The sequence below is a fragment of the Glacieibacterium sp. genome (assembly GCF_965200405.1).
Classification (GTDB): Bacteria; Pseudomonadota; Alphaproteobacteria; order Sphingomonadales; family Sphingomonadaceae; genus Glacieibacterium.
Window position 1 is genome coordinate 3029953 of record NZ_OZ241356.1, and the last position, 26794, is coordinate 3056746.

Consider the following 26794-nt stretch of genomic DNA (forward strand, 5'->3'; position numbering starts at 1 on the left):
TGCGGGCAATTTCGTCCATGTCCGGAAACGCGACTAACGCGCCGCAGAATAATAAGACTGCAACGACCTGACTTCAAGCGTCCGTTCGCTGAGGGCGCTGATTGCTCGGGCGGCTGCAACGCTGGCCGCAGCTGTAGTGAAATACGGTATCTTACCGTACAGAGCGGCGACGCGGATCGACTGGCTGTCTTTCATCGACTGCACACCTTCAGTCGTGTTGACGATCAATGCGATGTCGCCATTCTTGATGCGATCGACGATGTGCGGCCGGCCTTGCGCGACCTTGTTGACCTGAGCGACCGGCACGCCCTGCTCCGTCAGGTATTTGGCGGTGCCATCCGTGGCGATGACGTCGAAGCCGAGCGCGATGAGACGCTGCGCCGTATCGAGAATGACGATCTTGTCGCTGTCCTTGACCGACAGGAACACGGTACCGCCGGTTGGCAGCACGGTGCCGGCACCGAGTTGCGCCTTGTAGAATGCCATCGCGAAGTCGCTGTCGATGCCCATGACCTCTCCGGTCGACTTCATTTCCGGCCCGAGCACTGGATCGACGCCAGGGAAGCGTGCAAACGGAAATACCGCCTCCTTGACCGCGACGTGGTTCCAAACCGGCTTGACCAGGTTGAAGCTGGCGAGGCTTTCGCCCGCCATGACGCGCGCGGCGATCTTGGCGATCGGAAGGCCGACTGCCTTGGCGACGAAGGGCACGGTACGCGAGGCGCGGGGATTGACTTCTATCAGGTAGACTTGGCCGTCCTTGACCGCGAACTGGATGTTCATCAGACCGCGGACGTCGAGCGCTTTCGCGAGCGCCGCGGTCTGCCGCTCGATCTCGGCGATGATGTCGTCGCCCAGGCTGTACGGCGGGATCGAGCAGGCTGAGTCACCGGAGTGGACGCCGGCTTCCTCGATGTGCTGCAGGACGCCGGCGACGAACACTGTCTCGCCATCGGCCAGCGCGTCCACGTCGACCTCGATTGCGTCGCGAAGGTATTGGTCGATCAACACCGGCGAGTCGCCCGATACGCGGACGGCTTCACGGATGTAGGTGTCGAGGTGCGCTGGGGTTTCGACGACTTCCATAGCACGGCCGCCGAGGACGTATGATGGACGCATCAGCACCGGATAACCGATGGTCTCGGCGACTGCGATGGCCTCGTCCCGTGAACGTGCGATGCCGTTCTGGGGCTGCAGCAGGCCGAGCTGCTCGACCAGGGCGGCGAAGCGCTCGCGGTCTTCGGCAAGGTCGATGTTGTCGGGTGAAGTGCCGAGGATCGGGATACCGGCGTCCTTGAGGCGCTGCGCCAGCTTGAGCGGCGTTTGGCCGCCGAACTGGACGATGACGCCGACCAGCGTGCCGTTCGACTGTTCGACGTGGAGGATCTCCAGCACGTCCTCGAAGGTCAGCGGCTCGAAGTACAGGCGATCGGAGGTGTCGTAGTCGGTCGACACGGTTTCCGGGTTGCAGTTGATCATGATCGTCTCGAAGCCGGCGTCGGCGAGCGCGAAGCAGGCGTGGCAGCAGCAATAGTCGAACTCGATGCCTTGGCCGATGCGGTTCGGTCCGCCGCCGAGAATGACGACCTTCCGGGCCGCGGTCGGGACGCTCTCGCACTCGGTTTCGCCGAAGCTCGGCGCTCCGTAGGTCGAGTACATGTAAGGGGTTTTCGCCTCGAACTCGGCGGCGCAGGTGTCGATGCGCTTGAACACCGGACGGACGCCGAGGGCGTGACGGCGAGCGGCGACCTGCGCCTCGGTGAAGCCGGTCAGCCTGGCGATGCGGGCGTCGGAGAAACCCATGGCTTTCCAGCGACGATCCAGAGGAAACTGAGCTATGTCCGGGGTCGTTGCGGCATTCTGGATAATCTCGCGCTCGACGTCGATAATTTCGGCTATGCGATTGAGAAACCACGGTTCGTAGAAGGTGATCCCGTGGATCCGCTCAATGGAAAAGCCGGCGCGCAGGGCCTGGGCGGCGATCAGCAGGCGGTCGGGCCCGGGGATGCTCAGCGCTGCCTCGATCTCGTTGTCCGAGGCCCCTTCCAGTGCCTCGACCTCGTCGAACCCGGTCAGCCCGGTTTCGAGGCCGCGCAGTGCCTTCTGGACGCTCTCGTGGAAGCTGCGTCCGATCGCCATGACCTCGCCGACCGACTTCATCGCGGTGCCCAGCGTCGCCTCGGCGCCCTTGAACTTCTCGAAGGCGAAGCGCGGGATCTTGGTGACGACATAGTCGATGGTCGGCTCGAACGCCGCGGGCGTCGCGCCGGTGATGTCGTTCTGGACCTCGTCGAGCGTGTAGCCGACCGCCAGCAGCGCCGCGACCTTAGCGATCGGGAAGCCGGTGGCCTTGGAGGCCAGCGCCGAGGAGCGCGACACGCGCGGGTTCATCTCGATGACCACCAGCCGGCCGTCGGCGGGGTTGACCGCGAACTGGACGTTGGAGCCGCCGGTCTCGACGCCGATCTCGCGCAGGCAAGCGATGCTCGCGTTGCGCATGATCTGGTATTCCTTGTCGGTCAGCGTCAGGATCGGCGCGACCGTGATCGAATCCCCGGTGTGGATGCCCATCGGATCGATATTCTCGATGCCGCAGATGATGATGGCGTTGTCGTGCTTGTCCCGCACGACCTCCATCTCATACTCCTTCCAGCCGAGCACCGACTCCTCGATCAGCACCTCGGTGATCGGCGAGGCGTCGAGCCCGGTGCCGACGATGTGGAGGAATTCCTCGCGATTATAGGCGATGCCGCCGCCGGTGCCGCCCATCGTGAACGACGGCCGGATGATCGTCGGCAGGCCAACGAATTCAAGGCCTTCCAGCGCTTCAGTAATGTTGTGCGCGATCCGCGAGCGCGGAGACTCAAGCCCGATCTTGTCCATCGCGTCGCGAAACTTGAGCCGGTCTTCGGCCTTGTCGATCGCCTCGGCATCGGCGCCGATCAGCTCGACACCATATTTCGCCAGCGTGCCGTCGCGCGCCAGCGCCAGCGCGGTGTTTAGCGCCGTCTGCCCGCCCATCGTCGGCAGTACCGCGTCGGGGCGCTCCTTGGCGATGATCTTGGCGACGACTTCCGGCGTGATCGGCTCGACATAAGTCGCGTCCGCCATATCCGGATCGGTCATAATCGTCGCCGGGTTGGAGTTGACCAGGACGATCCGATACCCCTCCGCTTTCAGCGCCTTGCACGCCTGGGTGCCCGAATAATCGAACTCGCACGCCTGCCCGATGATGATGGGGCCGGCGCCGATGATCAGGATGGATTTGAGGTCGGTGCGCTTAGGCATCGTTGCCGTTCTGCTGCTGCACTTTAAAAAATCCTTGTGTAGCGCCGGTGTTCAACGAGCCGGTCCGGCTTGGGCGGCGGGACAGCCCCAGCCGTCGTATTCGACGTCGTGGCTCTGCTCGATCTGGAGTGCCAGCCGGGTCAGGGCAGCAATGGACGCGCGGTCGGTCCGGCTGTCGACCTGCAAATCGACACCGAGATCGTCATCGTCATATTCGCTATAGCCGACAAAGCGAAACCCCAGCTTGGCGGCGTCGTCGGCCAGCGTCTCGACGAGCGGCTGCGGACCCTTGAAGTGCACGTCGATGGGCCGCACGACGCTGCTATCGTCGCCGTTGGCGGCGAGCGAGGCCAGGACGTCTTCGTCGGCTTTCAGCTCCTCGGACAGCCGGTGCTGGTCGATCTCGGTCATGCCTCGTGATCCAGGGATTTGACGAACCGCTCGAACAGATAGTGACTGTCCTGCGGTCCCGGGCTCGCCTCGGGATGATATTGCACGCTGAACGCCGAGCGATCCGTCAGCTCCAGCCCCGCCAGCGAGCCGTCGAACAGCGACACATGCGTCGCCCGCGCATTCGCCGGCAGCGTATCCGCCTCGACCGCAAAGCCGTGGTTCATCGAGGTGATCTCGACTCGCCCGTCATCGAGCCGCTTGACCGGATGGTTCGCGCCGCGATGCCCCTGGTGCATCTTCGAAGTCTTCGCCCCGACCGCCAGCCCGAGCAACTGGTGGCCGAGGCAGATCCCGAACAGCGGCTTGCCGGAGTTGAGCAGCGCCTGGATCGTCGGCACGGCGTAGACGCCGGTCGCCGCCGGATCGCCGGGGCCGTTCGACAGGAAGATGCCGTCGGGCTGGTGCGCCATGATCTCGTCATACGAGGCAGTCGCCGGCACCACGGTAACGCGCGCGCCGGCCGCGACCAGGTTGCGCAGGATGTTGCGCTTCATGCCATAGTCGACCGCGACGACGTGCGGGCCTTCCGGGTTCGCCGCCGACTGGGCATAGCCCTGCCCCAGCGTCCACAGCCCGTCGTCCCACGCATAGCTTTGCGTCGACGAAACCTGCTTGGCCAGGTCCATGCCCTCCAGCCCGGGCCACGCCTTCGCCTGTTCAAGCAAAGCTGGAATGTCGAAGACGCCGTCCGCAGCATGCGCGATCACGGCGTTCGGCGCGCCCAGCGTGCGGATGCGGCGGGTCAGCGCGCGGGTATCGACGCCCGACAGGCCGATCCGGCCCCAGCTCTTCAGCCAGTCGTCGAATGTCCGTTCGGCGCGGAAATTGGCGGCCTCGGTGATGTCGTGCGCGACGATGCAGCCGAGTGCGTAGGGGTTGGTCGCCTCGATATCCTCGGCATTGGCGCCGGTGTTGCCGATGTGCGGGAAGGTGAAGGTAACGATCTGCCCGGCATAGCTGGGATCGGTCATGACCTCCTGATAGCCGGTCATCGCGGTGTTGAAGCAGACTTCGCCGACCGCGCTGCCCTCGGCACCGCAGCCGCGACCCCAGACGATGGTACCGTCGGCCAGGACCAATACTCCGGTCGCGCCTGTCGGCTGGGCGTGCACGGTGGCGGCGGCCAAGGGCGGATCCTTCATATTGTTTCGGGCGGGCAAACGCCGGGCGAGGTAGGGGCCATGGCCCGCTGCGTCAATCTATTCTTATCCGGGCCGAGCGCCTAGCCTGAAGCGACAACGAATCGCCACACAGACAGGACCGACATGATCCGCGACGACATCAAGACCGCGACGATCACCGCGATGAAAGCCAAGGACTCGGCGCGGCTGGGAGCGCTGCGGCTGATCTCGGCGGCGCTGAAGAACAAGGATATCGAGCTGCGCACCGGCACCGCGCCGGCCGACGATAATGCCACCGTCGCGGACGTGCTGAGCAAGATGGCCAAGCAGCGACGCGAGTCGATCGAGATGTATGTCCAGGGCAATCGCCCGGAACTGGCGGATGCGGAGCGGGCCGAGCTGGGCGTGATCGAGAGCTTTATGCCGACCCAGATGGCCGCCGGCGAGGCACAGGCCGCCGTGCGCGCGATCGTCGCGGAGCTGGGCGCGACGTCGGTGAAGGACATGGGCAAGGTGATGGCAGCGGTGAAGGAGCGCTTTGCCGGGCAGCTCGACATGAGCAGCGCCAGCGCGATGGTGAAGGCGGCTTTGGGCTAGCTTCTACTGCAAGTCCCCCTCCCGGAACGGGAGGGGCTAGGGGTGGGTCTTCCACGAGGGAAAGCATTGAAATTCATCCCGCCAGTGCAGCGCCAACGTGCCGCCGCAATGCGCAGCGCGCCGACTGTCGCCGAGCGCCTGCTGTGGAACCACCTGCGCGGTAGTGGCCTCGACGGGGTGAAGTTCAGCCGGCAGGTCGCGATCGGGCCGTTCATCGCGGATTTCATGGCGCGCAGCCGGATGCTGGTCGTCGAGCTCGACGGGCAGGAACATGGCGGTGCGCAGGATCGCTGGCGGCAGGGTTGGATCGAGGCGCGTGGGTATAAGGTGGTTCGCTTCGGCAATGAGGAGGTTTACGGGAACGTCGATGGGGTGTTGTTGACGATCCTGGAGGCGTTGAAGTCGTGTCCTTCGGGGCCAGGGATGGTGTGCGCTGAAGTCCCACCCCCGGCCCCTCCCGTTCCGGGAGGGGAGCAGCTAGGGGCGCTCGCGGGCTCGCTCCCACCCCCCGGCCCCCTCCCCAGTGGGGAGGGGGAGCAGGAAGTGGCGGCGCTTTGAGCATCCCGGCCGCCTTCCTCGATGAAATCCGCGCGCGCGTCGGGCTCGCCACCGTCGTCGGGCGGCGCGTCAAGCTGACCCGCGCGGGGCGGGAGATGAAGGGCTGCTGCCCGTTCCACAACGAGAAGACCCCCAGCTTTTACGTCAACGAGGACAAGGGCTTCTACCACTGCTTCGGCTGCGGCGAGCATGGCAGCGTCATCGACTTCGTCATCAAGCAGGAGGGACTGGCCTTCCGCGACGCGGTCGAGAGCCTGGCTGCCGAAGCCGGGCTCGACATGCCGCTCGAGTCGCCGGAGGGGCAGCAGCGGGCCAAGGTCGCGGCGGGGCTGCACGACGTCACCGGGCGGGCGGCGGCGTGGTTCACCGAGCAGCTCGGCAGCGTCGGCGGCGCGGCGGCGCGGGGCTATCTGGAGAAGCGCGGGCTGAGCGCCGAGACGGTGCGGACGTTCGGGCTGGGGCTGGCGCCGGATGGGCGGAAGCAGCTCAAAGGCGCGCTGAGCGAACTGGGCGAGGACCGGCTGGTCGAGACCGGGATGCTGATCGCGCCGGAGGATGGCGGCGACAGCTATGACCGGTTCCGCGGGCGCTTGATGTTCCCGATTCGCGATGCGCGCGGGCGGGTTATCGCATTCGGTGGACGTATCCTGGGCGATGGCCAGCCCAAGTATCTGAACTCGCCCGATACGCCGCTCTTCGACAAGGGGCGGACGCTGTACAACCTCGACCGCGCCGGGCCGGTGGCGCGCAAGTCGGCGCGGCTGCTGGTCGTCGAGGGCTATATGGATGTCATCGCGCTGGCGCAGGCCGGGATCGCCGAGGCGGTGGCGCCGCTGGGCACGGCGCTGACCGAGCAGCAATTGCAGTTGCTGTGGCGTGTCGTGCCGGAGCCGATCCTGTGCTTCGACGGCGACACCGCGGGGCAGCGTGCCGGCTTGCGGGCGGCCCTGCGCGCCCTGCCGCTGCTGGAACCGGGGCGGTCGCTGCGGCTGGCGACGCTGCCAGCGGGACAGGACCCCGACGATCTGGTGCGGACGCAGGGCAAGGCGGCGTTCGAGCAGTTGCTGGCGCAGGCCGAGCCGCTGATCGACCGGCTGTGGCGGGCCGAGACCGAGGGGATCGACACGACCACGCCGGAGCGCCGCGCCGGCGTCCGCGGGCGGCTGCGCGAGCATTCGCAGGCGATCGTGAATCCGTCGGTGCGGTCATTGTACGATGCCGAGTTCCGGTCGCGCTTCGACGCGCTGTATCTGCCGCAGCGCGCCGCCTTCGTGCCCGGCAAGCGCGGCGCGGCCCCTGCCCCGCTGGGTCGCGCCTCGGCGGCGTTGAAGGCGCTGCACGCCCGGCCCTCGGCGGCGGGCGAACATCTGGCGCTGCTGGTCGGGGTGTTGGAGAACCCGCGGCTGGCCGACAGGTTCGGCGAGAGCCTGGCACACCTCGAACTTGAGGATGTGCAGCTTAAGCGGCTGTTATTCGCAGTACTCGATGCCGTGAGCCATGATCCGGACCTTGACAAAGCTGCGCTGTCGCATGATCTGCATGTTCGCGGACTGGCAGAGATTGCTGATCAGGTCCGCAATTCGAACCTCCTCGGGTTCTCGTTCACGCGCTCCGTGCTTCCGGACCAGGTCTCCGGCCATGCGGCAGCCATCGAACGCGACTTCGCGGCTGTGGTCGACACCGTGCTCCTCAGGACGCGGATCGAGAGCGAACTGGCGGCAGCGACCGCCCGGTATGCGCAATCGGAAACGCAAAGCAACTGGGACGCACAACAGCGGTTAAGGGCCGAGAAGGCCTCGATAAACGCCATGTTGATGAGTTTGACTGAGACGTTGCGCGGTGCGCAGCTGGAAGAACATTAACGGGTGCTCACACCCGAGCAGGAACGAGACCAGATGGCAAAGACGAATGGTGCTGCGATCGAACCCGACGCCAAGGTCGAAGGCGATGGCGCGCCGTTGCTCGATCTCAACGAGGCATCGGTCAAGAAGCTGATCCTGCGCGCGAAAAAGCGCGGGTACATCACTTATGACGAGCTCAACGAGGCGCTGCCGCAGGACCAGATGTCCTCGGAGCAGATCGAGGACGTCATGGCCTCGCTGTCCGAGATGGGCATCAACCTGATCGAGAACGACGAGCCGGCCGAGGACGGCGCCGAACCCGCCGCCGCGGCTGCTGCCGACGATGACGACGAGGTCGAGGCCGACGTCGATCCGGCCACCGCCACCGCCGCACCCGTGGTCAAGGCCGCGCCGCTCGACCGTACCGACGACCCGGTCCGCATGTACCTGCGCGAGATGGGCGCCGTCGAGCTGCTGTCGCGCGAGGGCGAGATCGCCATCGCCAAGCGCATCGAGGCTGGCCGAAACACCATGATCGCAGGGCTTTGCGAGAGCCCGATGACGTTCCACGCGATGATCGACTGGTCGAACGCGCTGAACGAAGGTCGCATGCAGCTGCGCGAGATCCTCGATCTCGACGCCATGCTGGCCAAGGATCCGACCGAGGCCGAAGTCACCGCCGAGACCACCGGCAACGAATTGCCGACCGTCGCCTACAAGGAGGATGAGGAGCCCAGCGAGAAGCCCGGCGCCGACGATTCCGAGGACGAGAGCCACAATTTCACCGAGCGCCGCCTGCGCCCCGATGGCCAGCCGGCGATCCCGGACGACGACGAGGAAGACAATACCCTGTCGCTCGCCGCGATGGAGGAGCTGCTCAAGCCCGCCGCGCTGGAGAAGTTCGCCGAGATCACCGCGACCTACCGCAAGTTCCAGAAGCTGCAGGGCAGCCGCCTGCAGGCGCTGGGCAGCGAGGAGGAGTTCCCGATCGCCGACGAGCGCCGCTACCAGAAGCTGCGCGAGGAGCTGACCCGCGGCGTCCAGTCGATCCACTTCAACAACAGTAAGATCGAGCTGCTGGTCGACCAGCTGTACAGTTACAACCGTCGCCTGCTGACGCTCGGCGGCGCGATGATGAAGCTGGCGGACAAGCACAAGATCAACCGCAAGGCGTTCCTCGACGAATATGTCGGGCATGAGCTCGACGAGGGCTGGCTGGCGCGCGTCGGCACCATCGACAAGAAGTTCGCATCGCTGGCTAACAACGATGCGCAGGAAGTCGAGCGCATTCGTTCGGAAGCCGCGGAAGTCGCCAACGCGTCGGGCGTCGACCTGGGCGAGTTCCGCCGTGTCACCAACATGGTCCAGAAGGGCGAGCGCGAGGCGCGTATCGCCAAGAAGGAAATGGTCGAGGCGAACCTGCGCCTAGTGATCTCGATCGCCAAGAAGTACACCAACCGCGGCCTGCAATTCCTTGATCTTATTCAGGAAGGCAACATCGGCCTGATGAAGGCGGTGGACAAGTTCGAGTATCGCCGCGGCTATAAGTTCAGCACCTATGCGACGTGGTGGATCCGCCAGGCGATCACCCGCAGCATCGCCGACCAGGCACGGACGATCCGCATCCCGGTGCACATGATCGAGACGATCAACAAGCTGGTCCGCACCAGCCGCCAGATCCTTCACGAAATTGGTCGCGAGCCGACGCCGGAAGAACTGGCCGAGCGCCTGTCGATGCCGCTCGAGAAGGTTCGCAAGGTTATGAAGATCGCCAAGGAGCCGATCAGCCTGGAGACGCCGATCGGCGACGAGGAGGACAGCCATCTCGGTGACTTCATCGAGGACAAGAATGCCGTCATTCCTGTCGACGCGGCCATCCACGCCAATCTCAAGGAGACGGTGACCCGGGTTCTCGCCTCGCTGACGCCGCGTGAGGAGCGCGTGCTCCGCATGCGCTTCGGCATCGGCATGAATACCGATCACACGCTGGAAGAAGTCGGCCAGCAGTTCAGCGTCACCCGCGAGCGCATCCGCCAGATCGAGGCCAAGGCACTGCGCAAGCTCAAGCATCCGAGCCGCAGCCGCAAGATGCGCAGCTTCCTCGATGTCTAGTTCAATCTTTGTTGGCTGAACTTAACAAGAAAATAACGGCACCGTAACGGCTTGACGGGTCCGTCTGATCCAAGATACTCATCCATAATGGATGAGTATTGAGGTAGTTAGTGTGGCCAAGCTTAGCGTATTAAGCGTAGAACCGGCTTCCGGCTCGCAGCGTGTGATCCAGGCTGCCAGCCGCTGGTCGCGACGTCAGAACCTCAGGTCGCTCGAGCTTTCCGATCCCCTGCCGGAGATTACAGTGCCGGCCCCGGCCCAGCAAGTACGGCCGTCCAGCCCGTCCAAGACGCTGTCTCGGCACTTTCGTACACGCCGCGATCATGCCCTGCGCAAGCTGATCCTGGATCGCCGCGCGACGAAGGACGGCACTTTCCGGATCCTCGATCTCGGCGGCACTGCCGATTACTGGCGTCGGGTCGGTCTCGATTGGCTCAAGGAAAACCAGATCGAGATCACCTGCGTCAACCATCATGCCACCGAGTTCAGGGACGCCGGCAACGAGGAGGTCATCAGATTCATCGTCGGAAACGCCTGCGACATGGCCGGTCATGCCGACAACAGCTTTGACTTCGTTCATTCCAACAGTGTCATCGAGCATGTCGGGCGCTGGCCGGAGATGCGGGCCTTCGCGCGTGAGGTGATGCGCCTCGCGCCGGCCTATTACGTCCAGACGCCCTATTACTGGTTTCCTATCGATCCGCACTTCCACCGCGCGCCGTTCTTTCACTGGTTGCCCGAATCGGCGCGGCTCAAGCTGTTGCAGCGGTTCAAGATCGGCTGGGCCGCGGCGCAACCGGACGTCGACAAGGCCATGAACCTGGTGATGTCGAACATCCTGCTCGACGGCTCGCAATTTCGCGCCTTGTTCCCTGACGCCCAGCACAGCTACGAGCGCGTCGCGGGGCTGAACAAGTCGTTGATCGCGGTCAAGAACCCGCCGTCCTGAGATCGGGCGGCGGACGGCAAGGCCTATTCGTCTCGCCTCGAACACGGCTGCGCCGCCGGTGACCTGGGCACATCGGCGACGATGTTCCCACAGGCGCGCGAGCCCTCCCCGCTGATCAGCACCTGGCTTTTGATCGCCTTGCCGGTGCGCAGCAGGCGAGCACCCGGCAGAGCCGCTGCATCATTACCCTCGATAACGCTGTTCCTTGCCGAGCTCAGCGTGATGCCACGTGGCATGGCGTTGCGACAGATGTTGTCGCGGACCTCGATGCGGTCGAATCCACCATCGTCGGTCGGCACCCCGGCGACGTCCCGGACGTGGTTGCCAAAAAACACGCATTGCACCGACCCGCTGATCTTGTTGCGCAGCACCTTGATATCGGCGGTCGCAGGCAGGTCCGACCTGCTCCACGCCTGGATACCGTCGGGATGGTCGCCGTCCTTGAACAGCTTGCCGCTGGCGTCGTAGATCGGCGGGATCGGGTGAAAGTCGGACATGGTGTTCTCGGCGATCAAGCCGCGACGGGACTGGGCGATGTCGATGCCGTCCGACACCAGGCCGTGGAAATTCCCGCGCGTGATCGCAAAGTCGGACGTGCGATCGATAACGACGCCCCGCTTGGCACCGCTGACGTCCAGCCCTTCGATCCTGACGTTGGACGACTGTACCACTTGCACACCGTAACCACCGTCAGCGACGACCGTCGAATTGCGCAGCACGACGCCGCTCGCCGCACGGATGACGATCTTGGTGAACCTGCCACCGTCGATGACCAGCGGCGGGTCATAATGCACGTCGTTCAGCAGCAACGGCCCGAAGTCGGCCTGCGAGAGTGCCAGCACGTTCCCCGGAAGCGCTGCCTGCAACCGCGCCGGTAGCATTGCCGGCGTGACCGACAAGCCGGCCGCAGCAAACATGAACGCGATGAACGACATAAGCGGTACTCCAAACCAGTCTTGCGGAATTAGCATTGTTGTCGCGCCGCAACTTCATGATTACGCGATCGTAGCAAATGTCCTTCGAAGGAAAATTATCATCGATAAGTGAACGGAATGGGCGGCCTGGTCCCTCGCCTGCGAACTCTGCACTGCCTGACCCTTTCACAGCATCAGCGCTGCCCGCTGCCGTGCGGATGCACGGGCGAGATCGTACATAACATCCGACAAGCTTGCTCACACGCCGGAGCCGCACTAGCGGTAACGCTCGCGTAAACCTTGAAAGTTCCGCCAGATGCGTTTCGAAGGCACCGCCGCCTATGTCGCCACCAACGACCTGCGCGTCGCGGTCAATGCCGCGGCGACCTTGCGCCGCCCGTTGCTGGTCAAGGGTGAGCCCGGCACCGGCAAGACCGTGCTGGCGCAGGAGATCGCCACCGCGTTCGACGCGCCGCTGATCGAATGGAACGTCAAGTCGACGACCAAGGCGCAACAGGGGTTGTATGAATATGATGCCGTCAGCCGGTTGCGCGACAGCCAACTCGGCGATGCCCGCGTCCACGACATCAAGAACTATATCCGCAAGGGCAAGATGTGGGAGGCCTTCACTGCTCCCAAGCTGCCGGTCCTGCTGATCGACGAGATCGACAAGGCCGACATCGAATTTCCCAACGACCTGCTGACCGAGCTCGATCGCATGGAGTTCGACGTCTACGAGACCGGCGAGCGGGTGAAGGCGGTGGTTCGCCCGATCGTCATCATCACCTCGAACAACGAGAAGGAGTTGCCCGACGCCTTCCTGCGCCGCTGCTTCTTCCACTACATCAAGTTTCCGGACCGCGAGACGATGGAGCGCATCGTCGCCGTCCACTTTCCCGATATCCAGAAGCAGCTGGTCGCCGAGGCGCTCAACATCTTCTTCGACATGCGCGAGATCCCAGGGATGAAGAAGAAGCCGTCGACCAGCGAGCTCCTCGACTGGCTGAAGCTGCTGATGCACGAGGACCTGCCCCTCGACGTGCTGCGCAACCGGGACACCAAGACGCTGATTCCGCCGCTGCACGGCGCGCTGCTGAAGAACGAGGCCGACGTGATGCTGTTCGAGCGGCTGGCGTTCATGTCGAGGCGTCAAGGCGGCTGACGCTACTCCGCCAATCGGCCCTCGTGCAGCGTCACGACGCGGTCCATCTGGCGGGCGAGCGCGATGTTGTGGGTGGCGACGAGGGCGGCACTGCCCTGCCCTCGCACTAGGCGCAGGAATTCGGCGAGGACTTTCGCGGCGGTGAACTCGTCGAGGTTGCCGGTGGGTTCGTCGGCGAGGACCAGCACCGGCTTGTTGGCCAGGGCGCGGGCGACGGCGACGCGCTGCTGCTCGCCGCCCGAGAGCTGCGACGGGCGGTGATCGAGGCGGGCGCCCAGACCGAGGTCACCGAGCAACTGGCCGGCGTGCGCGTCGGCGACCGGGCGCGCTGCTCCGGCAATGAGCTGTGGCAGCACGACGTTCTCGCGCGCGGTGAAGTCGGGCAGCAGATGGTGGAACTGGTAGACGAAGCCCAGCCGGTCGCGGCGGACGCGGGTGCGGGCGGCGGCGTCGAGCTTTTCGACGCGCTCCCCGGCGATGGTGATCGCGCCCTCGAAGCCGCCCTCGAGCAGCCCGACCGCCTGGAGCATCGTCGACTTGCCGGAGCCCGAGGGGCCGAGCAGCGCGACGATCTCGCCGGCGCCGACGGTCAGGTCGACGCCGCGCAGCACCTCGATCACGACCTCGCCCTGCTTGAAGCTGCGGCGCAGGCCCTCGACGACCAGGACGTTAGCGGTGCTGTGGGAGGGATTACTCATAGCGCAGCACCTCGACCGGGTCCGTCGAAGCCGCCTTCCACGCCGGGTAGAGCGTCGCCAGGAACGACAGCAGCAGCGCCAGGACGACGATGCCGACGGTCTCCACCGGGTCGGTCTTGGATGGCAGGTCGGTCAGGTAGCGCACCGACGGATCCCACAACTGGGCGCCGGTCATGCGCGCGATCAGGCCGGTGATTGATTCGCGGTAGTAGAGGATGACGAAGCCGAAGATCACGCCGGCGGCGATGCCGACCGAGCCGATCAGCGTACCGACGACGATGAAGATGCGCATCGTCGCCGCCCGGGTCGCGCCCATCGTGCGCAGGATGGCGATGTCGCGGGTCTTGGCGCGGACCAGCATGACCAGCGACGACAGGATGTTGAACGCCGCGACCAGGATGACGATGGCGAGCAGCCAGAACATCACGGTGCGCTCGACGACCAGCGCCTCGAACAGCGCCGAATTGGTGGTGCGCCAGTCGCTGATCACCGCGACGCGACGGATCGAATCGGCGAGCGGTGCCATGATCTGCCCGACCTTATCCGGGTCGACGGTGACGACCTCGATCATGCCGACCGAATTGCCGAGCATCAGCAGCGTCTGCGCGTCGCTCATCGGCATGACCACGAAGGCCTTGTCATAGTCGTAGATGCCGACTTCGAAGATCGTGACGATGCGGTAGGAGATGATCCGCGGCACGCTGCCGAACGGCGTGATCTGGCCTTGCGGGCTGATCAGGCTGATGGTGTCGCCGACCTGCGCGCCGAGCGCCTCGGCCAGCCGTGCACCGATGGCGACGGTGTTGGAGCCGGGCACCAAATCCTTGAAGCTGCCGCGCTTGACGTTGTCGGTCATGACCTTGGTCGCGGCGATATCGGGCAGCGTCATGCCGCGGACCAGCACGCCCTCGACGCGGTTGCCGAAGCTCGCCATCAGCGGCTGCTCGATCAGCGGCGTCGCCTTGGTCACGCCGGGCATCAGGCGGACGCGCGCTGCCAGCGGCTCCCATGCCTCCAGCTTGCCGCCATAGCCCTGAATCACGGCATGGCCGTTGAGCCCGAGGATGCGATCGAATAGTTCGGCGCGGAAGCCGTTCATCACCGACATGACGATGACCAACGCCGCCACCCCGAGCGCGACCGCTCCCGTCGCGATGCTGGCGACAAGGAAGATGAAGCCCTCGCCCCGCCCCGGCAGCAGGTAGCGCTTGGCGATCATGCGCTCGTAGGAGGTGATCATCGTACTGCTCCCCTACCGGAACGGGAGGGGTCGGGGGTGGGACTTGGCATAGGCTCGGCAGACGGACCTTGTGCAAGACCCATCCCCAGCCCTTCCCGTTCCGGGAAGGGGGCAGGAAGTACGTCGCGCATCAAGCGATGAGCCTCGCCAGCGCCGCCTCGACCGACAGTTCGTCGCGGGCGGCGGCACCGCGGCGCTTGAGCTCGACTGTGCCGGCGGCGACGCCCTTGGGGCCGATGACCAGCTGCCACGGCAGGCCGATCAGGTCGGCAGTGGCGAACTTTGCGCCGCCGCGCTCGTCACGGTCGTCGTAGAGGACCTCGACACCGGCGGCGGTCAGCTGGTCGTACAGCGCGTCGGCGGCGGTCTTGCAGGCCGTATCATCGGCGCGCAGGTTGATCAGCGCGACCTGGTAGGGCGCGACCGCGTCGGGCCAGACGATGCCGTCCTTGTCGTGGCTCGCCTCGATGATCGCTCCCATCAGGCGCGACACGCCGATGCCGTAGCTGCCCATCTGCGGGTGGACGTTGACGCCGTCCGGGCCCTGCACCGACATGCCGAGTGCCTCGGTGTACTTGGTCCCGAAGAAGAAGATGTGGCCGACCTCGATGCCGCGGCGCGAGCGCAAGCGGTCGGCGGGGACCGGGCAGTCGACGACCTTGGCGTGCTCCTCGGCTTCCATCGCGTAGATCGCGGTCAAGCGCTCGGTGGCGTCGGCGTCGTTGAGGTCGATGTCCTCCAGCGCGGCGTCGTAGAACACCTCGCTCTCACCGGTGTCCGCCAGGATGTGGAACTCGTGGCTGAGGTCGCCACCGATCGGACCGGTCGGGGCGCGCACCGGCACCGCCTTGAGGCCGAGGCGGGCGAAGGTCTTGAGATAGGCGGCGAACATCGCGCGGTAGCTGGCCTGGCCGCCGGCGGCGTCCATGTCGAAGCTGTAGGCGTCCTTCATCAGGAACTCGCGGCCGCGCATGATGCCGAAGCGCGGGCGGACCTCGTCGCGGAATTTCCACTGGATGTGGTACAGGCTGCGCGGCAGGTCGCGGTAGCTGCGGACGCCGTCGCGGAAGATCGTGGTGATCATCTCCTCGTTGGTCGGGCCGTACAGCATCTCGCGGCCGTGGCGGTCCTTGAAGCGCAGCATCTCCGGGCCATAGGCGTCGAAGCGGCCGCTTTCCTTCCACAGCTCGGCGGACTGGATCGTCGGCATCAGCAGCTCGACGGCGCCGGCGCGGTCCTGCTCGGCGCGGACGATGGCCTCGATCTTGCGCAGCACGCGCAGGCCGAGCGGCAGCCAGGCATAGATGCCCGACGAAGTCTGGCGGATCAGCCCTGCGCGCAGCATCAACTGATGGCTGACCACCTGCGCGTCGCCCGGCGTCTCCTTGAGGACGGGGAGGAAATATTGCGACAGGCGCATGGTGGTCGAAGCTCCGCGAAACTGGTGGCGTCGTGTAGCACGCGGGCGCTCCCGCGCAATCGCCGCACACGGCCGGTACTTTTGCGTACTGTGGCTCCGGTACAACACAGCCGGCACAAGATGTTGTGAGGGCAAGTTCTTTGATGACACGACCGGCACTTGGCCATATCGATTTGTATGTACCGCAGGCCGAACGGCCAGGGTTCAGGGTAGATGGCTATAAAGCCACACGATGTCGCAAGTAGCGCGGAGCCAGGGGGCTTAAGGCGCGCTATGGGTGGAAGAGTTTCGGTCTCGTCACCGCGAGCGCCCGGGGTAACACCCGGGCGTTTTCGTTAGTGGACGACACGACTTGTCTAGGGTCGCCAAGTGATGATGCTGTATAACGCTCCTTACCCAGCGCCCAATCCGCGACGCGTGACGCTGTTCCTTGCCGAGAAGAATATCTCGCTACCGGTAACCGAGCTTTCGTTGCGCCACGGTGAACAGCGCGCCCCGGAGATGCTGGCGCTCAATCCGCGCGGGCAAGTCCCGTTCCTGGTGCTGGACGACGGGCAGGTCATCGCAGAATCGGTGTCGATCTGCCGATATCTCGACGAACTTCATCCCGAGCCGCCGCTGTTCGGTTCCAATGCTGCCGAGCGCGCGCTGACCGACATGTGGATTCGGCGCGTCGAGACCAAATTGGGCGGGCCCGTCGGCGGTTTCTGGCTGCACGGGCACCCGTTGATGGCCAAGCGGCACGACCAGATCCCGGCTTACGCGCAGTCGAGCCGACAACTGGTGATCGAGGCGTTACGCTGGTTCGACGAACAACTCGCCGGGCACGAGTGGCTGGCGGGCGACTGCTACAGCCTTGCCGATATCGTATTGCTGACGACCGTCGACTTCGCCGCCTGGATCGGCATTCCTCTAGACGAGGACAATCGTGCCCTGCTCGACTGGCACCGACGTGCCTCGGCCCGCTATCCGGCGGCGATCACTCCGCCGCAATAGCGAATGGAGAATGCTCGTCGCAGACCGGCGGGCGATAGCCGTGCGTGAAGCGACCGATCGCTGACTCGAGCGTCGGCATCAATTGGCCGCGGACGGTGGCCAGCCGGACATCGCGCGGCCGTCCGGCGGCGCGACCGAGTTCCACTCCCGGCACGGCATCGACCAGGCGGACGTCGAGACCATTCGCCACCGCCAGCGTCCGGGCAAAATCGGCCCAGCTCATCCCGCCCTCGTTGACGAGGTGCCAGATGCCCGAGGCGCGGTCGAGCAGCAGGTCGAGGATGTTGTCGACCAGATCGGGCACGAACGTCGGGGACACGTGCTCGTCGTGGGCGGCGCGGATACGGCGTCCCGACCGCAGCGCGGCGAGGACGTCGACGGCAAAGTCGGCGCGGTCGTTCGGGGAGAAGAAGGCCGCGGTCCTGACGATCATCGCGCTCGGATGTGCGGTCATGACCAGCGCCTCGGCCTGCGCCTTGGACCGGCCGTAAGTGTTGAGAGCATTCGGCCGATCGCCCTCGGTGTAATGGCGACCCAGGCTGCCGTCGAAAACCTGGTCCGATGACAGCTGGACCATCGCGATGCCGCGCGCGGCGCAGGCCTCGGCCAGCAGCCCGGCGCCGGTCGCATTGACCCGGGTGGCGAGCTCCGGCCGCAGCTCCGCATCGTCGAGCGAGACGACACCGGCGCAGTTGATCACCGCCCAAGGCTCGATCACATCGAGCGCCGGTCCCAGCGTCGCGATATCGGCAAGATCGACGACGTCGCGACCGGTCAAGATATGCGTCAGGCCGCGAAGCTCGCAGATGCCGGCAAACGCCTGTCCGAGCGTCCCGGTGCGCCCGGTGATCAGGATCGGCCGCCCGGTCGGACGCGCCGCGGCACGCCAATGTCCGCCATAGCCATGCAGGAAACGGTCGGACCGGTGCCACCAGCCCTTCTGCACCAACGCCACGTCATCGACCGGTTCACCGGCCGCAAGCCGGCGCAGCAACGGCACCATCGCCGTCGGACGCGGCGAGCCGCTGCGAACGTCATAGATGCCGCATTCGTAATGCCCGTGCTGCTGGGTCAGCAGGTGGTTCCAGTCATAGGCCCCGAGCAGCGCCCAGGCCGTGACCGCGATGACATCGACACCCTGCCCGCGCGCCGCCTCGGCGGCCTGCCAGACTTCGGCGAACCAGCGTAGCTGCTCTTCACGCGCCGAGGCGTTGTGGCATTCGGTGATTGCCAACGGCCGCCGATAGCGATCCCACGCCTGCGTCAACAGCGTCTCGACCCCCAGGGTCTGCTCGACCGTCCGTACCGCGTCCAGATTGGCGCATCGCGCACCGTCGCCACCAAGCCGCCCCGGATGACGCGAGACGCGGTGGTCGAGGAAGCGTTCGGAGCAGAGATAGGTGTTGATGCCGAGGACATCCGCCGGACATGGATCGGCAGAAATCACCCGCAGGCGCGCCTCGAAGCCGTGCGCGACCAGCCGGTCCCAAAGTGCGTGGCCGGGCACGACCATGCCCTCTAGCAGGTCCCAGGTCATCCAGCGCCGGTCATTCTCGAACCGCGCCTGCTCCGCCATCTGCGGGGTGGAATGAGCGAAGCCAAGGTCTTCGGTCTGGATCAGGCGGGCACCGGGCACGATCATGCGGATCTCGCGCATCGCCAGCCGCGTCGCATCGATCTGGTTGAGCAATGCCGCCCAGAAGTCGGTCTCGTTCTCGCGGTGCGGGTACCACAGTCCGTAACGGCAGCTGAAGCGCGCGGTGGTCAGCGGCTCATTGACCGGCGTCCAGTCGGTGACCCAGGGATAGCGTTCGGCCACGGCGCGGGCATGGTCGGCGAGCCCGGTCGCGAACGACGGGTCGAGCAGGTCGGTATAAACCGGGCCGCTGCCGTGATGGATCAGGCCGACGATCGGGTTGATGCCCAGCCGACGGATCTTGTTCAGCCGCTCGTCGGCCCAGGAAAAGTCACGCTGGTCGGGGGTATCCGGGGCGGTGCGCTCCCACAGCACCGGATAGCGAAGTGTCTCGACGCCGAGTTCGGCGAAGCGCGCCAGATCATCGAGCCGATGCTGGTGACCGGTCCGAAACGTCTGGTCCGCATAAGTATTGCCGACGCGGTTGACGGTACATTCATGTCCGCCCCATAGCGCCAGGCGTGTCGATTGATCCATCGTCTGCCTTGCCATCGCGTAACTGGATGACCTTACGCGGCGGAAGCGTCGCTTGTTCCAAAACTGGCACTAATAATGCTGCATAGCAACATGCGCTATGCTCGACAGTCTGCCGCAAAGCTTTACGGGGACGTCTCTAGACGAGCCGGCTTTGCTTGACGGCGGCACCGATAAAGCTGGCAAATAATGGATGTGGTTCGAAAGGCTTGGACTTGAGTTCAGGGTGAAACTGCACGCCGACGAACCACGGATGATCGGGACGCTCGACGATTTCAGGCAGCAACCCGTCGGGCGACATTCCGGAGAAGATCAGCCCCGATGCTTCGAGCCGTTCGCGATAGTGGATGTTGACCTCGTAGCGGTGCCGGTGGCGCTCGCTGATCGTCGAGGCGCCGTAGATCGACGCCGCGACGCTGTTGCCCGCCAGCGAAGCCGCATAGGAGCCGAGCCGCATCGTGCCGCCCAGGTCGCCGCCGTGCGAGCGCGTCTGCAGGCCGGCATCGCTCATCCAGTCGGTGATCAGGCCGACGACAGGCTCCTCGGTCGGGCCGAACTCGGTGGTCGAGGCGTCCTTGATGCCGGCACAGTTGCGCGCTGCCTCGATGCACGCCATCTGCATGCCGAGGCAGACACCGAAGAACGGCACGTCGCGCTCGCGGGCGAAGCGCACGCTGGCGATCTTGCCCTCGCTGCCACGCTCGCCGAAGCCGCCGGGCACCAGGATGCCGTGCATCGGCTCGAGAATCGCGGCGACATCGTCGCGCTCGAAGGCCTCGGCGTCGATCCAGCGCAGCTTGACCTGGACGCGGTTGGCGATGCCGCCATGAACCAGCGCCTCGGTCAGCGACTTATAGGCGTCCTTCATGCCGGTGTACTTGCCGACGATGCCGATGGTGACTTCGCCCTCGGGCTGGGTCAGGCGGTCGACGATATCGGTCCAGCGGGTCAGGTCGGGGCGCGGCGCATCGGTGATGCCGAACGCCAGCAGCACCTGATCGTCGAGGCCCTCGGCGTGATATTGCAGCGGCACGGCGTAGATGCTGGCGGCGTCGAGCGCCGAGATCACCGCCTCGGGCGCGACGTTGCAGAACAGCGCGATCTTGGCGCGGTCACTGGCCGGCAGCGGGTATTCGGAACGGCAGACCAGGACGTGCGGCTGGATGCCGATGCCGCGAAGCTCGGCGACGCTGTGCTGGGTCGGCTTGGTCTTCAGCTCCCCGGCGGCGGCGAGATACGGGATCAGCGTGCAGTGGATGTAGACGGCGTTGGTGCGGCCGACGTCGCTGCTCAACTGGCGGATCGCCTCGAGGAACGGCAGGCTCTCGATGTCGCCGACGGTGCCGCCGATCTCGCACAGGATGAAGTCGACATCGTCGATGGCGTTGCGGGCGAACGCCTTGATCGCATCGGTGACGTGCGGAATGACCTGCACCGTCGCGCCCAGGAAGTCGCCGCGGCGCTCCTTGGTGATGATGTCGGAGTAGACCCGGCCGGAGGTGATGTTGTCCGACTGTCGCGACGACACGCCGGTGAAGCGCTCGTAGTGACCGAGGTCGAGATCGGTCTCGGCGCCATCGTCGGTGACATAGACCTCGCCGTGCTGATACGGCGACATCGTGCCGGGATCGACGTTGAGGTACGGATCGAATTTGCGGATGCGGACGCGGTACCCGCGCGCTTGGAGAAGGCTGCCAAGGGCCGCAGCCATGAGACCTTTACCAAGCGACGAGACCACGCCGCCAGTGATGAAAATGAAGCGGGCCATGGACGGTCGTCCTAGAGCAGCCGGCCCGCCGTGGCTAGGCTTGTGACGCCCGCCGGTTCAGAAACGCGAGCGGAAGCCGACTTCGATGGCCGGATGGAGCTTCGACGAGTCCGGCGTATTCGGTGCGTCGTTCTGCAACCGGCCCTCAATCTTGATGTCGCCGTACTGGGTCGGGAGCTCGACTCCGGCGGTCGCGATCTGGACGGTCTCGGTGTTGCTCGAGATGCGATTCCGGAGCGGCCCGCCGGCGTAGAAAGGCCCGACCTCGGTCAGGTTGATCTTTGCCGAGCGCACCGAGCCGTACCAGCGCCGGTTGGCGGTATCGTTGACCGCGCCGCTGACCGTGAAGTTGCGGGAATCGCTATCGAGCGAGTAGCCGATCGGCAGCCTTTTGTAAGTGAAACCATCGACATAGATGAACTGGTTGTAGAGCGAGCCCGGGTATTTACGACCGCCGAAAAGCTTTGAACCCAAGGTGTCGGTGTACTCGAAATTCGCCGACCAGCTGGCGCCGTTCTTGCCCAGCGCGCCACTGAGCGCCAGCCCGCCGAGGCGAGCATATTGTTCGATGATGAAGTTGTCCTCGTCCTCCGCTTCGCCCTCGAAATACAGCTGGGTCGTGACGCCCATGATGTTGCGCGTGAAGCTGATGTCGAAGCCGGCGATCTGGTTGCCGGGCTCGTTGAAGGTGCCGGTATTGTCCTCATTGCCGAAGCCGATCAGCGCCTTGCCGATTGTCTTGGGCTTGCAGGGACGGTTCGCTCCACACAGCTGCAGCGCGCGGTTCAGGCCGATCTCGAGGCCGCGGATCGGCTCGAAGCCGAGCTTCATGCCGATGACCGCAGGATTGTCGAAGTCGCGCTTCTCGGTCAGCACGCCGCCGAACGCCTCGAAGCGGATCGGGCCGAGCCAGCGCAGCACCGGCAGGTTGATCGGGCCGGGCGACAGGCGCTTGAAGCCGATCTTGGGGAACGGTCGCGCGCTGTTGGAAAACAGCAGCGCGCCGTCATGCCCGGGACCGTACCACTGCTCGACATAGCCGCCGTAAAGCGCCCAATTGCCGAGCTTTACCGCGATGTAGCTCGGCTCGAAGTTGAAGTCCTTGCCGCGCTCGCCGTTGCGATAGCCGATGCCGTAGCTGACATAGACCGAGCCGAGATCGTGCGAGGCGCGCACGGAGACATCGGCCTTCTCACGCGCACCACCGCCGAAGTCGCGGACCAGCTGCGTGTCGTTGGTGGCGTTGGCGCGGATTTCGTAGACGGTGCGCTGCTGGGCGAGGTCGCTCAGCGCCTCGACCCGCCTGAGCGCGGCGGCAAGGTGCGGCGGCAGGGGACGATCGCCAAAGGCGGCGATGCCATTGTCGATCTGGGCCCAGGGCAGCGGCCAGGAGTTGATCGGACCGCGGATGACGCCGGCGGCCTTGAGCATCTCGACGTCCTGGCGCAACTGGCGGTCGCCGACCTCGGCCCAGGGTGACGCTCCGGCGCCGGCTCCGATCAGCAACAGCGAGGCGCAGAGAGTTTTGAGCTTCATGGCTCGCCGACTATCCGCCAATCCAGCTTTCCGCCAGCGCCAGCGCGCGTGGGTCGTCAATATCAAGCCAGTCGTGTGACGAGATGTCCACAGTTCCGCAGCGTCCCCGGGCAGCAAGTCGGCGAACACCGTCCGAAAGCCCGGGGCTTTCCATAGTCGCGAGCTCGCGCGTCAGGTCCGGCGTGATCACGAACACTCCGGAATCGTAGCAATCATAGACCGGCAGGCCCTTGCCGATGCCGACGATCCGGTCCTGCCGCGTCGCGACGCGGGTGACGTCGTCCTCGTCCACCCACGCATGGCCGAGGCGCCGGTCGATGCCGAGCACCAGCGCATCGTCGCCAAGCTCGTGTGCGATCATCGCCGCATAGAGCGACGGCGCGACGAGATGGTCGGCCATGCACAGCAGCGCCCGTTCCTCCAGCGCCGGCCCAGCCGCGAGCAGCGAAACGCCGTTCGGCGACTGCCAGGCGAGATTGTCGATGAAGGTCACCGGCAGGGTCCGGGCGGCCTCTACGGCGCTGCGCACCGCGGCACCCTCGTAGCCGATGACGACCAAGGCGCTGCTAGCACCGCCCTGCGCCAATCGGTCGAGAGTGTGGAGGATGAGGGCGCGTCCGGCGACCTGGGTCAGCGGCTTGACCGGAGATGCCGAGCGCAGCCGGGTGCCCATGCCGGCAGCGAGGACGACGGCCTGCATCTAGACCGGCAGCAGGGCGGCAGCGACGCGGCGTCCCTCGCTGACCAACACGTTATAGGTGCGCGCCGCTGCCTTCGAGTCCATCACGTCGACCGCCAGCCGGGCCTCCGCCAGGGCTTTGAGCAAGGCGGCATCGCGCACCAGCGTCGGACCGGTGCCGAGCAGCAGGACTTCGACGCCCTGCGCGGCCAGCGGTGCGAGTTGCGCCAAGGTTAGCCCGCCCAGCAGCGCCACCGCCGCGTCGGGCGTGACCAGCACGCCGTCGGGCCAAACCTCGCCACCGACTCGCCAGCCTGCCGGGCCGTAGCCCGTGATCGTCAGCGCAGCGTCGGGCCGTTGTTCGTCGAACCTCACGCGCGCCGCGTGACGCGCTCGCCACGCGAAGTCTCGACCGGCGCCGCACGGCTCTTCACGCCGAGCGCGATGAGCAGCGACGACGATACGAAGATCGACGAATAGGTCCCGACGACGATGCCGAGCAGCATCGCGGCGGTGAAGCCGAAGATCACGTCCGGTCCGAGCAGCAGCATCGCGGTCAGCGCGACGATCATCGCCAGCGACGTCATGACGGTGCGTGGCAGGGTCTCGTTGACGCTGAGATCGATGATGTGGCCGATGTCCATGCTGCGGTATTTGCGCAAATTCTCGCGGATACGGTCGTCGATGACGACCTTGTCGTTGAGGCTGTAGCCAATGATCGTCAGCACCGCCGCGACGACGTTCAGGTCGAATTCGAGCTGCGTCAGCGCGAAGAAGCCCATCGTCACCGTGACGTCATGGACCAGCGCGACCACCGTCGAGACGCCGAAATGCCATTCGAAGCGGATCCAGGTGAACAGCGCCACCGCGGCCATCGACAGCAGCACGGCCAGCGCGCCCTTGCGGATCAGCTCGCCGGAAACCTTGCCGCTGACCGACTCGGTGCGGCGGAAGCTGACGTTGCCGTACTTGGCCTTGAGGTCGGCCTGGACCTTGGCGACGACCTTTTGCACGGCGTCCTGGCCGCCGTCCGGAAGCGGCAAGCGGATCAGGATGGTGCGGGCGTTGCCGAACTCCTGCAGCGCGGACTGGCCGACGCGGAGCGAATCAACTTCCTCGCGCAGCCGATCGAGCGGCGGCGGTGCGCTGAACGCGACCTCCATCGTCAGGCCGCCCTTGAAGTCGACGCCGAGGTTCAACCCCTTGGTCACCAGCAAGGCGATCGAGCCGATGGTGAGCAGCACCGTCAGCGCGAACGCCAGGTAGCGCATCCGCACGAAGCCGATGTTGGTGTTGTCCGGGACCAGCTTGAGGTTCATCCCAATATCCTCAGATCGCCAGCGCGGCGGGGCGGCGAGCCCGCAGCCAGCGCGCCACCATCAGGCGGGTCACGGTAACGGCAGTGAACACCGAGGTCGCGATGCCGATCGACAGCACCACGGCGAAGCCCTTGATCGGCCCGGAGCCGAACATGAACATGATGACGGCGACGATGATGTTGAGCGAATTGGCATCCCAGATCGTCCGCGTCGCATCGCGGTAGCCGACCTCGACCGAGGCGATGACGCCCCTGCCCTTGCGCTGTTCTTCTCGAATACGCTCGTTGATCAGCACGTTGGCATCGACTGCGGCGCCGATGGTCAGCACCAGTCCGGCGATGCCCGGCAGGGTCAGTGTCGCGCCGACGACCGACATCACGCCGAGGATCATGAAGACGTTGAGGATCAGCGCCACCACCGAATAGATGCCGAAGCGCCCGTAGGTGACGATCATCAGCAGCGACACGGCGATCACCGCGACGGTGGCGGCGATGGCGCCCTTGTGAATCGAGTCGGCGCCGAGGTCTGGACCGACGGTGCGCTCCTCGACGACCTTCAGCTCGACCGGCAGCTTGCCCGAGCGCAGCAGGATAGCGAGCTGGTTGGCGCTCTCGGTGGTGAACGACCCCGAGATGATGCCGCTGCCGCCGAGGATCGGCTCGTTGATGTTGGGTGCCGAGATCACCTTGTTGTCGAGGATGATCGCGAACGGCTTGCCGACGTTCTGCTGCGTCGCCTTGGCGAAGCGGCGGCCACCGGCGCTGTCGAAGTTGAACGACGTCGCGGGCTGGCCATTCTGGTCGGTCGTCAGCTTGGAGTCGACGAGCTGGTCACCGGTGATCAGCGCACGGCGCTTGACCACGACCAACCCGGGCTGGTCGGCGTATTGCAGCACCTGGCTGCCGGCGGGCGCGCGGCCCTGAGCGGCGAGTGCCGGGTCGGCGGAGACGTCGACGAGTTTGAACTCGAGCTTGGCGGTCTTGCCGATCAACGCCTTGAGCGCGCTCGGATCCTGCAGGCCCGGGACCTGGACGACGATGCGGTTGTCGCCCTGGCGAACGATGGTTGGCTCGCGGGTGCCGAGCTCGTCGATGCGGCGGCGGATGACTTCGACGGCCTGCGCCATGGCGCTGTTGACCGCCTCGGCGATGCCGGCGGCAGTCTGGGTCATCACGATGCGGTTGCCGTCGACGACGGTGACTTCGAGGTCGCGCTGGCCGGACAGGCCGCCGGTCGGGCGGGACAGCTTGCGCAGCGTCTCCACGGCGCGGTCGAGAGCCTGGGGATCGGTGATCGTGACGCTGAGCTTGCCGCCGGCAGTCGAAAGATCGGCGAACTGGACGGCGCCGCCATCGGCATCGCGCAACTCGCTGCGGACGCTTTCCTCCAGCGCTTCGAGCTTGGCCTTCTGGACGTCCTCGGTCTGCGCCTCGAGCATGAGGTGCGAACCTCCGCGCAGGTCGAGGCCGAGGCTGAGCTGCTGGCGCGGCAATACCGACGGCCAGCGGGCAACCGCCTCCTCCGAAAAGAAATTCGGGACCGCGAACAGCAGCCCCAAGGCTGCCGTCAGGGCGATCGTCCAGATCTTCCAGGCCGGAAAGTCGAGCATCAGCGCTTGGCGTCGTTCGCCGCGGCGGGCAGCTTCTTGGTGCGGACTTCGGACAGCGTGGCGCGGACGACGCGCAGCTTGACCGTCGGAGCGACCTCGACCTCGAGCTCGCCGTCGTCCTTGACCCGGGTGACGCGACCGATCAGGCCGCCGCCGGTAACGACTTCATCGCCCTGCTTGACGGCGTCGAGCATGGCACGATGCTCCTTGACGCGGCGCTGCTGCGGGCGAACCATCAACATGTAGAAGATCGCCAGCATCGCGATCAGCGGCACGATGGGTGACCCCATCAGCGAGGCGAGACCGGTCGGCATGGCCCCAGCCGCTTGGGCATAGGCCGGTGATGCGAACATGTAGTGCTTTC

22 protein-coding genes are annotated in these 26794 nt (G+C 65.6%); 7 read left to right on the forward strand and 15 right to left on the reverse strand.

Going from position 1 to position 26794, the window contains the following annotated elements; all coding sequences use genetic code 11:
• Positions 1-33 precede the first annotated feature (33 nt).
• Genes carB through carA form a run of 3 tightly spaced genes read right to left on the reverse strand, consistent with a single transcriptional unit; the run spans position 34 to position 4883 of the window.
• A complete protein-coding gene (carB, locus tag ACOFKW_RS14150; protein WP_419814777.1) occupies positions 34-3288 on the reverse strand; it encodes a carbamoyl-phosphate synthase large subunit in 3255 nt (1084 codons plus the stop codon).
• A gap of 51 nt (positions 3289-3339) precedes the next feature.
• Positions 3340-3699, reverse strand: a complete 360-nt coding sequence (locus tag ACOFKW_RS14155) for a ribonuclease E inhibitor RraB (RefSeq protein WP_419814778.1) — start codon at positions 3697-3699, stop codon at positions 3340-3342.
• Positions 3696-4883, reverse strand: coding sequence for a glutamine-hydrolyzing carbamoyl-phosphate synthase small subunit (gene carA, locus ACOFKW_RS14160; RefSeq protein WP_419814779.1), 1188 nt, complete (start codon positions 4881-4883; stop codon positions 3696-3698). Before carA ends, ACOFKW_RS14155 begins: the two co-directional genes overlap by 4 nt.
• Before the next feature lie 123 nt (positions 4884-5006).
• On the opposite strand from carA, the gene ACOFKW_RS14165 reads away from it, so the two are divergent.
• The 5 genes from ACOFKW_RS14165 (at position 5007) to ACOFKW_RS14185 (ending at position 10919) form a co-directional block, all read left to right on the forward strand.
• Complete coding sequence (locus tag ACOFKW_RS14165; RefSeq protein WP_419814780.1) at positions 5007-5459, forward strand: GatB/YqeY domain-containing protein; 453 nt, start codon at positions 5007-5009, stop codon at positions 5457-5459.
• A 66-nt stretch (positions 5460-5525) separates the two neighbouring features.
• Positions 5526-6017, forward strand: a complete 492-nt coding sequence (locus ACOFKW_RS14170) for an endonuclease domain-containing protein (protein ID WP_419814781.1) — start codon at positions 5526-5528, stop codon at positions 6015-6017.
• Positions 6014-7879, forward strand: coding sequence for a DNA primase (dnaG, locus tag ACOFKW_RS14175; RefSeq protein WP_419814782.1), 1866 nt, complete (start codon positions 6014-6016; stop codon positions 7877-7879). The genes ACOFKW_RS14170 and dnaG overlap by 4 nt, the downstream gene beginning before the upstream one ends.
• Positions 7880-7912: 33 nt before the next feature.
• Positions 7913-9970, forward strand: coding sequence for an RNA polymerase sigma factor RpoD (rpoD, locus tag ACOFKW_RS14180; RefSeq protein WP_419814783.1), 2058 nt, complete (start codon positions 7913-7915; stop codon positions 9968-9970).
• Positions 9971-10133: 163 nt separating this feature from the next.
• A complete protein-coding gene (locus tag ACOFKW_RS14185) occupies positions 10134-10919 on the forward strand; it encodes a class I SAM-dependent methyltransferase (protein ID WP_419814784.1) in 786 nt (261 codons plus the stop codon).
• A 23-nt stretch (positions 10920-10942) separates the two neighbouring features.
• Here ACOFKW_RS14185 and ACOFKW_RS14190 read toward each other — a convergent pair whose 3' ends face one another.
• Positions 10943-11854: a right-handed parallel beta-helix repeat-containing protein gene (locus ACOFKW_RS14190; RefSeq protein WP_419814785.1), complete on the reverse strand. Its 912-nt coding sequence runs from the start codon at positions 11852-11854 to the stop codon at positions 10943-10945.
• A gap of 295 nt (positions 11855-12149) precedes the next feature.
• Between ACOFKW_RS14190 and ACOFKW_RS14195 the strand changes: the two genes are divergently transcribed.
• Positions 12150-12995 carry an AAA family ATPase gene (locus ACOFKW_RS14195; RefSeq protein WP_419814786.1) on the forward strand — a complete coding sequence of 282 codons (846 nt, stop codon included), beginning with the start codon at positions 12150-12152 and terminating at the stop codon, positions 12993-12995.
• Positions 12996-12997: 2 nt separating this feature from the next.
• On the opposite strand, the gene ACOFKW_RS14200 is transcribed toward ACOFKW_RS14195, so the two are convergent.
• The 3 genes from ACOFKW_RS14200 to proS all read right to left on the reverse strand — a co-directional run bounded on the left by ACOFKW_RS14200 (position 12998) and on the right by proS (position 16353).
• Positions 12998-13693, reverse strand: a complete 696-nt coding sequence (locus tag ACOFKW_RS14200; protein WP_419814787.1) for an ABC transporter ATP-binding protein — start codon at positions 13691-13693, stop codon at positions 12998-13000.
• The gene (locus ACOFKW_RS14205) at positions 13686-14933 is read right to left on the reverse strand and encodes a lipoprotein-releasing ABC transporter permease subunit (RefSeq protein ID WP_419814788.1); all 1248 of its coding nucleotides are present in this window, start codon (positions 14931-14933) and stop codon (positions 13686-13688) included. Before ACOFKW_RS14205 ends, ACOFKW_RS14200 begins: the two co-directional genes overlap by 8 nt.
• A gap of 130 nt (positions 14934-15063) precedes the next feature.
• The gene (gene proS / locus ACOFKW_RS14210) at positions 15064-16353 is read right to left on the reverse strand and encodes a proline--tRNA ligase (protein WP_419814789.1); all 1290 of its coding nucleotides are present in this window, start codon (positions 16351-16353) and stop codon (positions 15064-15066) included.
• A 417-nt stretch (positions 16354-16770) separates the two neighbouring features.
• On the opposite strand from proS, the gene ACOFKW_RS14215 reads away from it, so the two are divergent.
• The gene (locus tag ACOFKW_RS14215; RefSeq protein WP_419814790.1) at positions 16771-17349 is read left to right on the forward strand and encodes a glutathione S-transferase family protein; all 579 of its coding nucleotides are present in this window, start codon (positions 16771-16773) and stop codon (positions 17347-17349) included.
• Here ACOFKW_RS14215 and ACOFKW_RS14220 read toward each other — a convergent pair.
• The 8 genes from ACOFKW_RS14220 to yajC form a co-directional block, all read right to left on the reverse strand.
• A complete protein-coding gene (locus ACOFKW_RS14220; protein WP_419814791.1) occupies positions 17333-19522 on the reverse strand; it encodes a family 1 glycosylhydrolase in 2190 nt (729 codons plus the stop codon). The two genes, ACOFKW_RS14215 and ACOFKW_RS14220, sit on opposite strands and share 17 nt — an antisense overlap.
• A gap of 136 nt (positions 19523-19658) precedes the next feature.
• Positions 19659-21287: a CTP synthase gene (locus ACOFKW_RS14225; protein WP_419814792.1), complete on the reverse strand. Its 1629-nt coding sequence runs from the start codon at positions 21285-21287 to the stop codon at positions 19659-19661.
• Between the two features lie 57 nt (positions 21288-21344).
• Positions 21345-22823 (reverse strand): capsule assembly Wzi family protein, encoded by a 1479-nt coding sequence (locus tag ACOFKW_RS14230; protein ID WP_419814793.1) that lies wholly within the window; start codon positions 22821-22823, stop codon positions 21345-21347.
• Positions 22824-22833: 10 nt separating this feature from the next.
• Positions 22834-23523 carry an NTP transferase domain-containing protein gene (locus ACOFKW_RS14235; protein WP_419814794.1) on the reverse strand — a complete coding sequence of 230 codons (690 nt, stop codon included), beginning with the start codon at positions 23521-23523 and terminating at the stop codon, positions 22834-22836.
• Positions 23524-23877: an Mth938-like domain-containing protein gene (locus ACOFKW_RS14240; protein WP_419814795.1), complete on the reverse strand. Its 354-nt coding sequence runs from the start codon at positions 23875-23877 to the stop codon at positions 23524-23526.
• Positions 23874-24821, reverse strand: a complete 948-nt coding sequence (gene secF, locus ACOFKW_RS14245; protein ID WP_419814796.1) for a protein translocase subunit SecF — start codon at positions 24819-24821, stop codon at positions 23874-23876. Before secF ends, ACOFKW_RS14240 begins: the two co-directional genes overlap by 4 nt.
• Before the next feature lie 10 nt (positions 24822-24831).
• On the reverse strand, positions 24832-26430 hold the full coding sequence (secD, locus tag ACOFKW_RS14250) for a protein translocase subunit SecD (protein WP_419814797.1): 1599 nt from the start codon (positions 26428-26430) through the stop codon (positions 24832-24834).
• Complete coding sequence (gene yajC / locus ACOFKW_RS14255; RefSeq protein WP_419814798.1) at positions 26430-26783, reverse strand: preprotein translocase subunit YajC; 354 nt, start codon at positions 26781-26783, stop codon at positions 26430-26432. The genes secD and yajC overlap by 1 nt, the downstream gene beginning before the upstream one ends.
• Between the last annotated feature and the right edge of the window lie 11 nt (positions 26784-26794).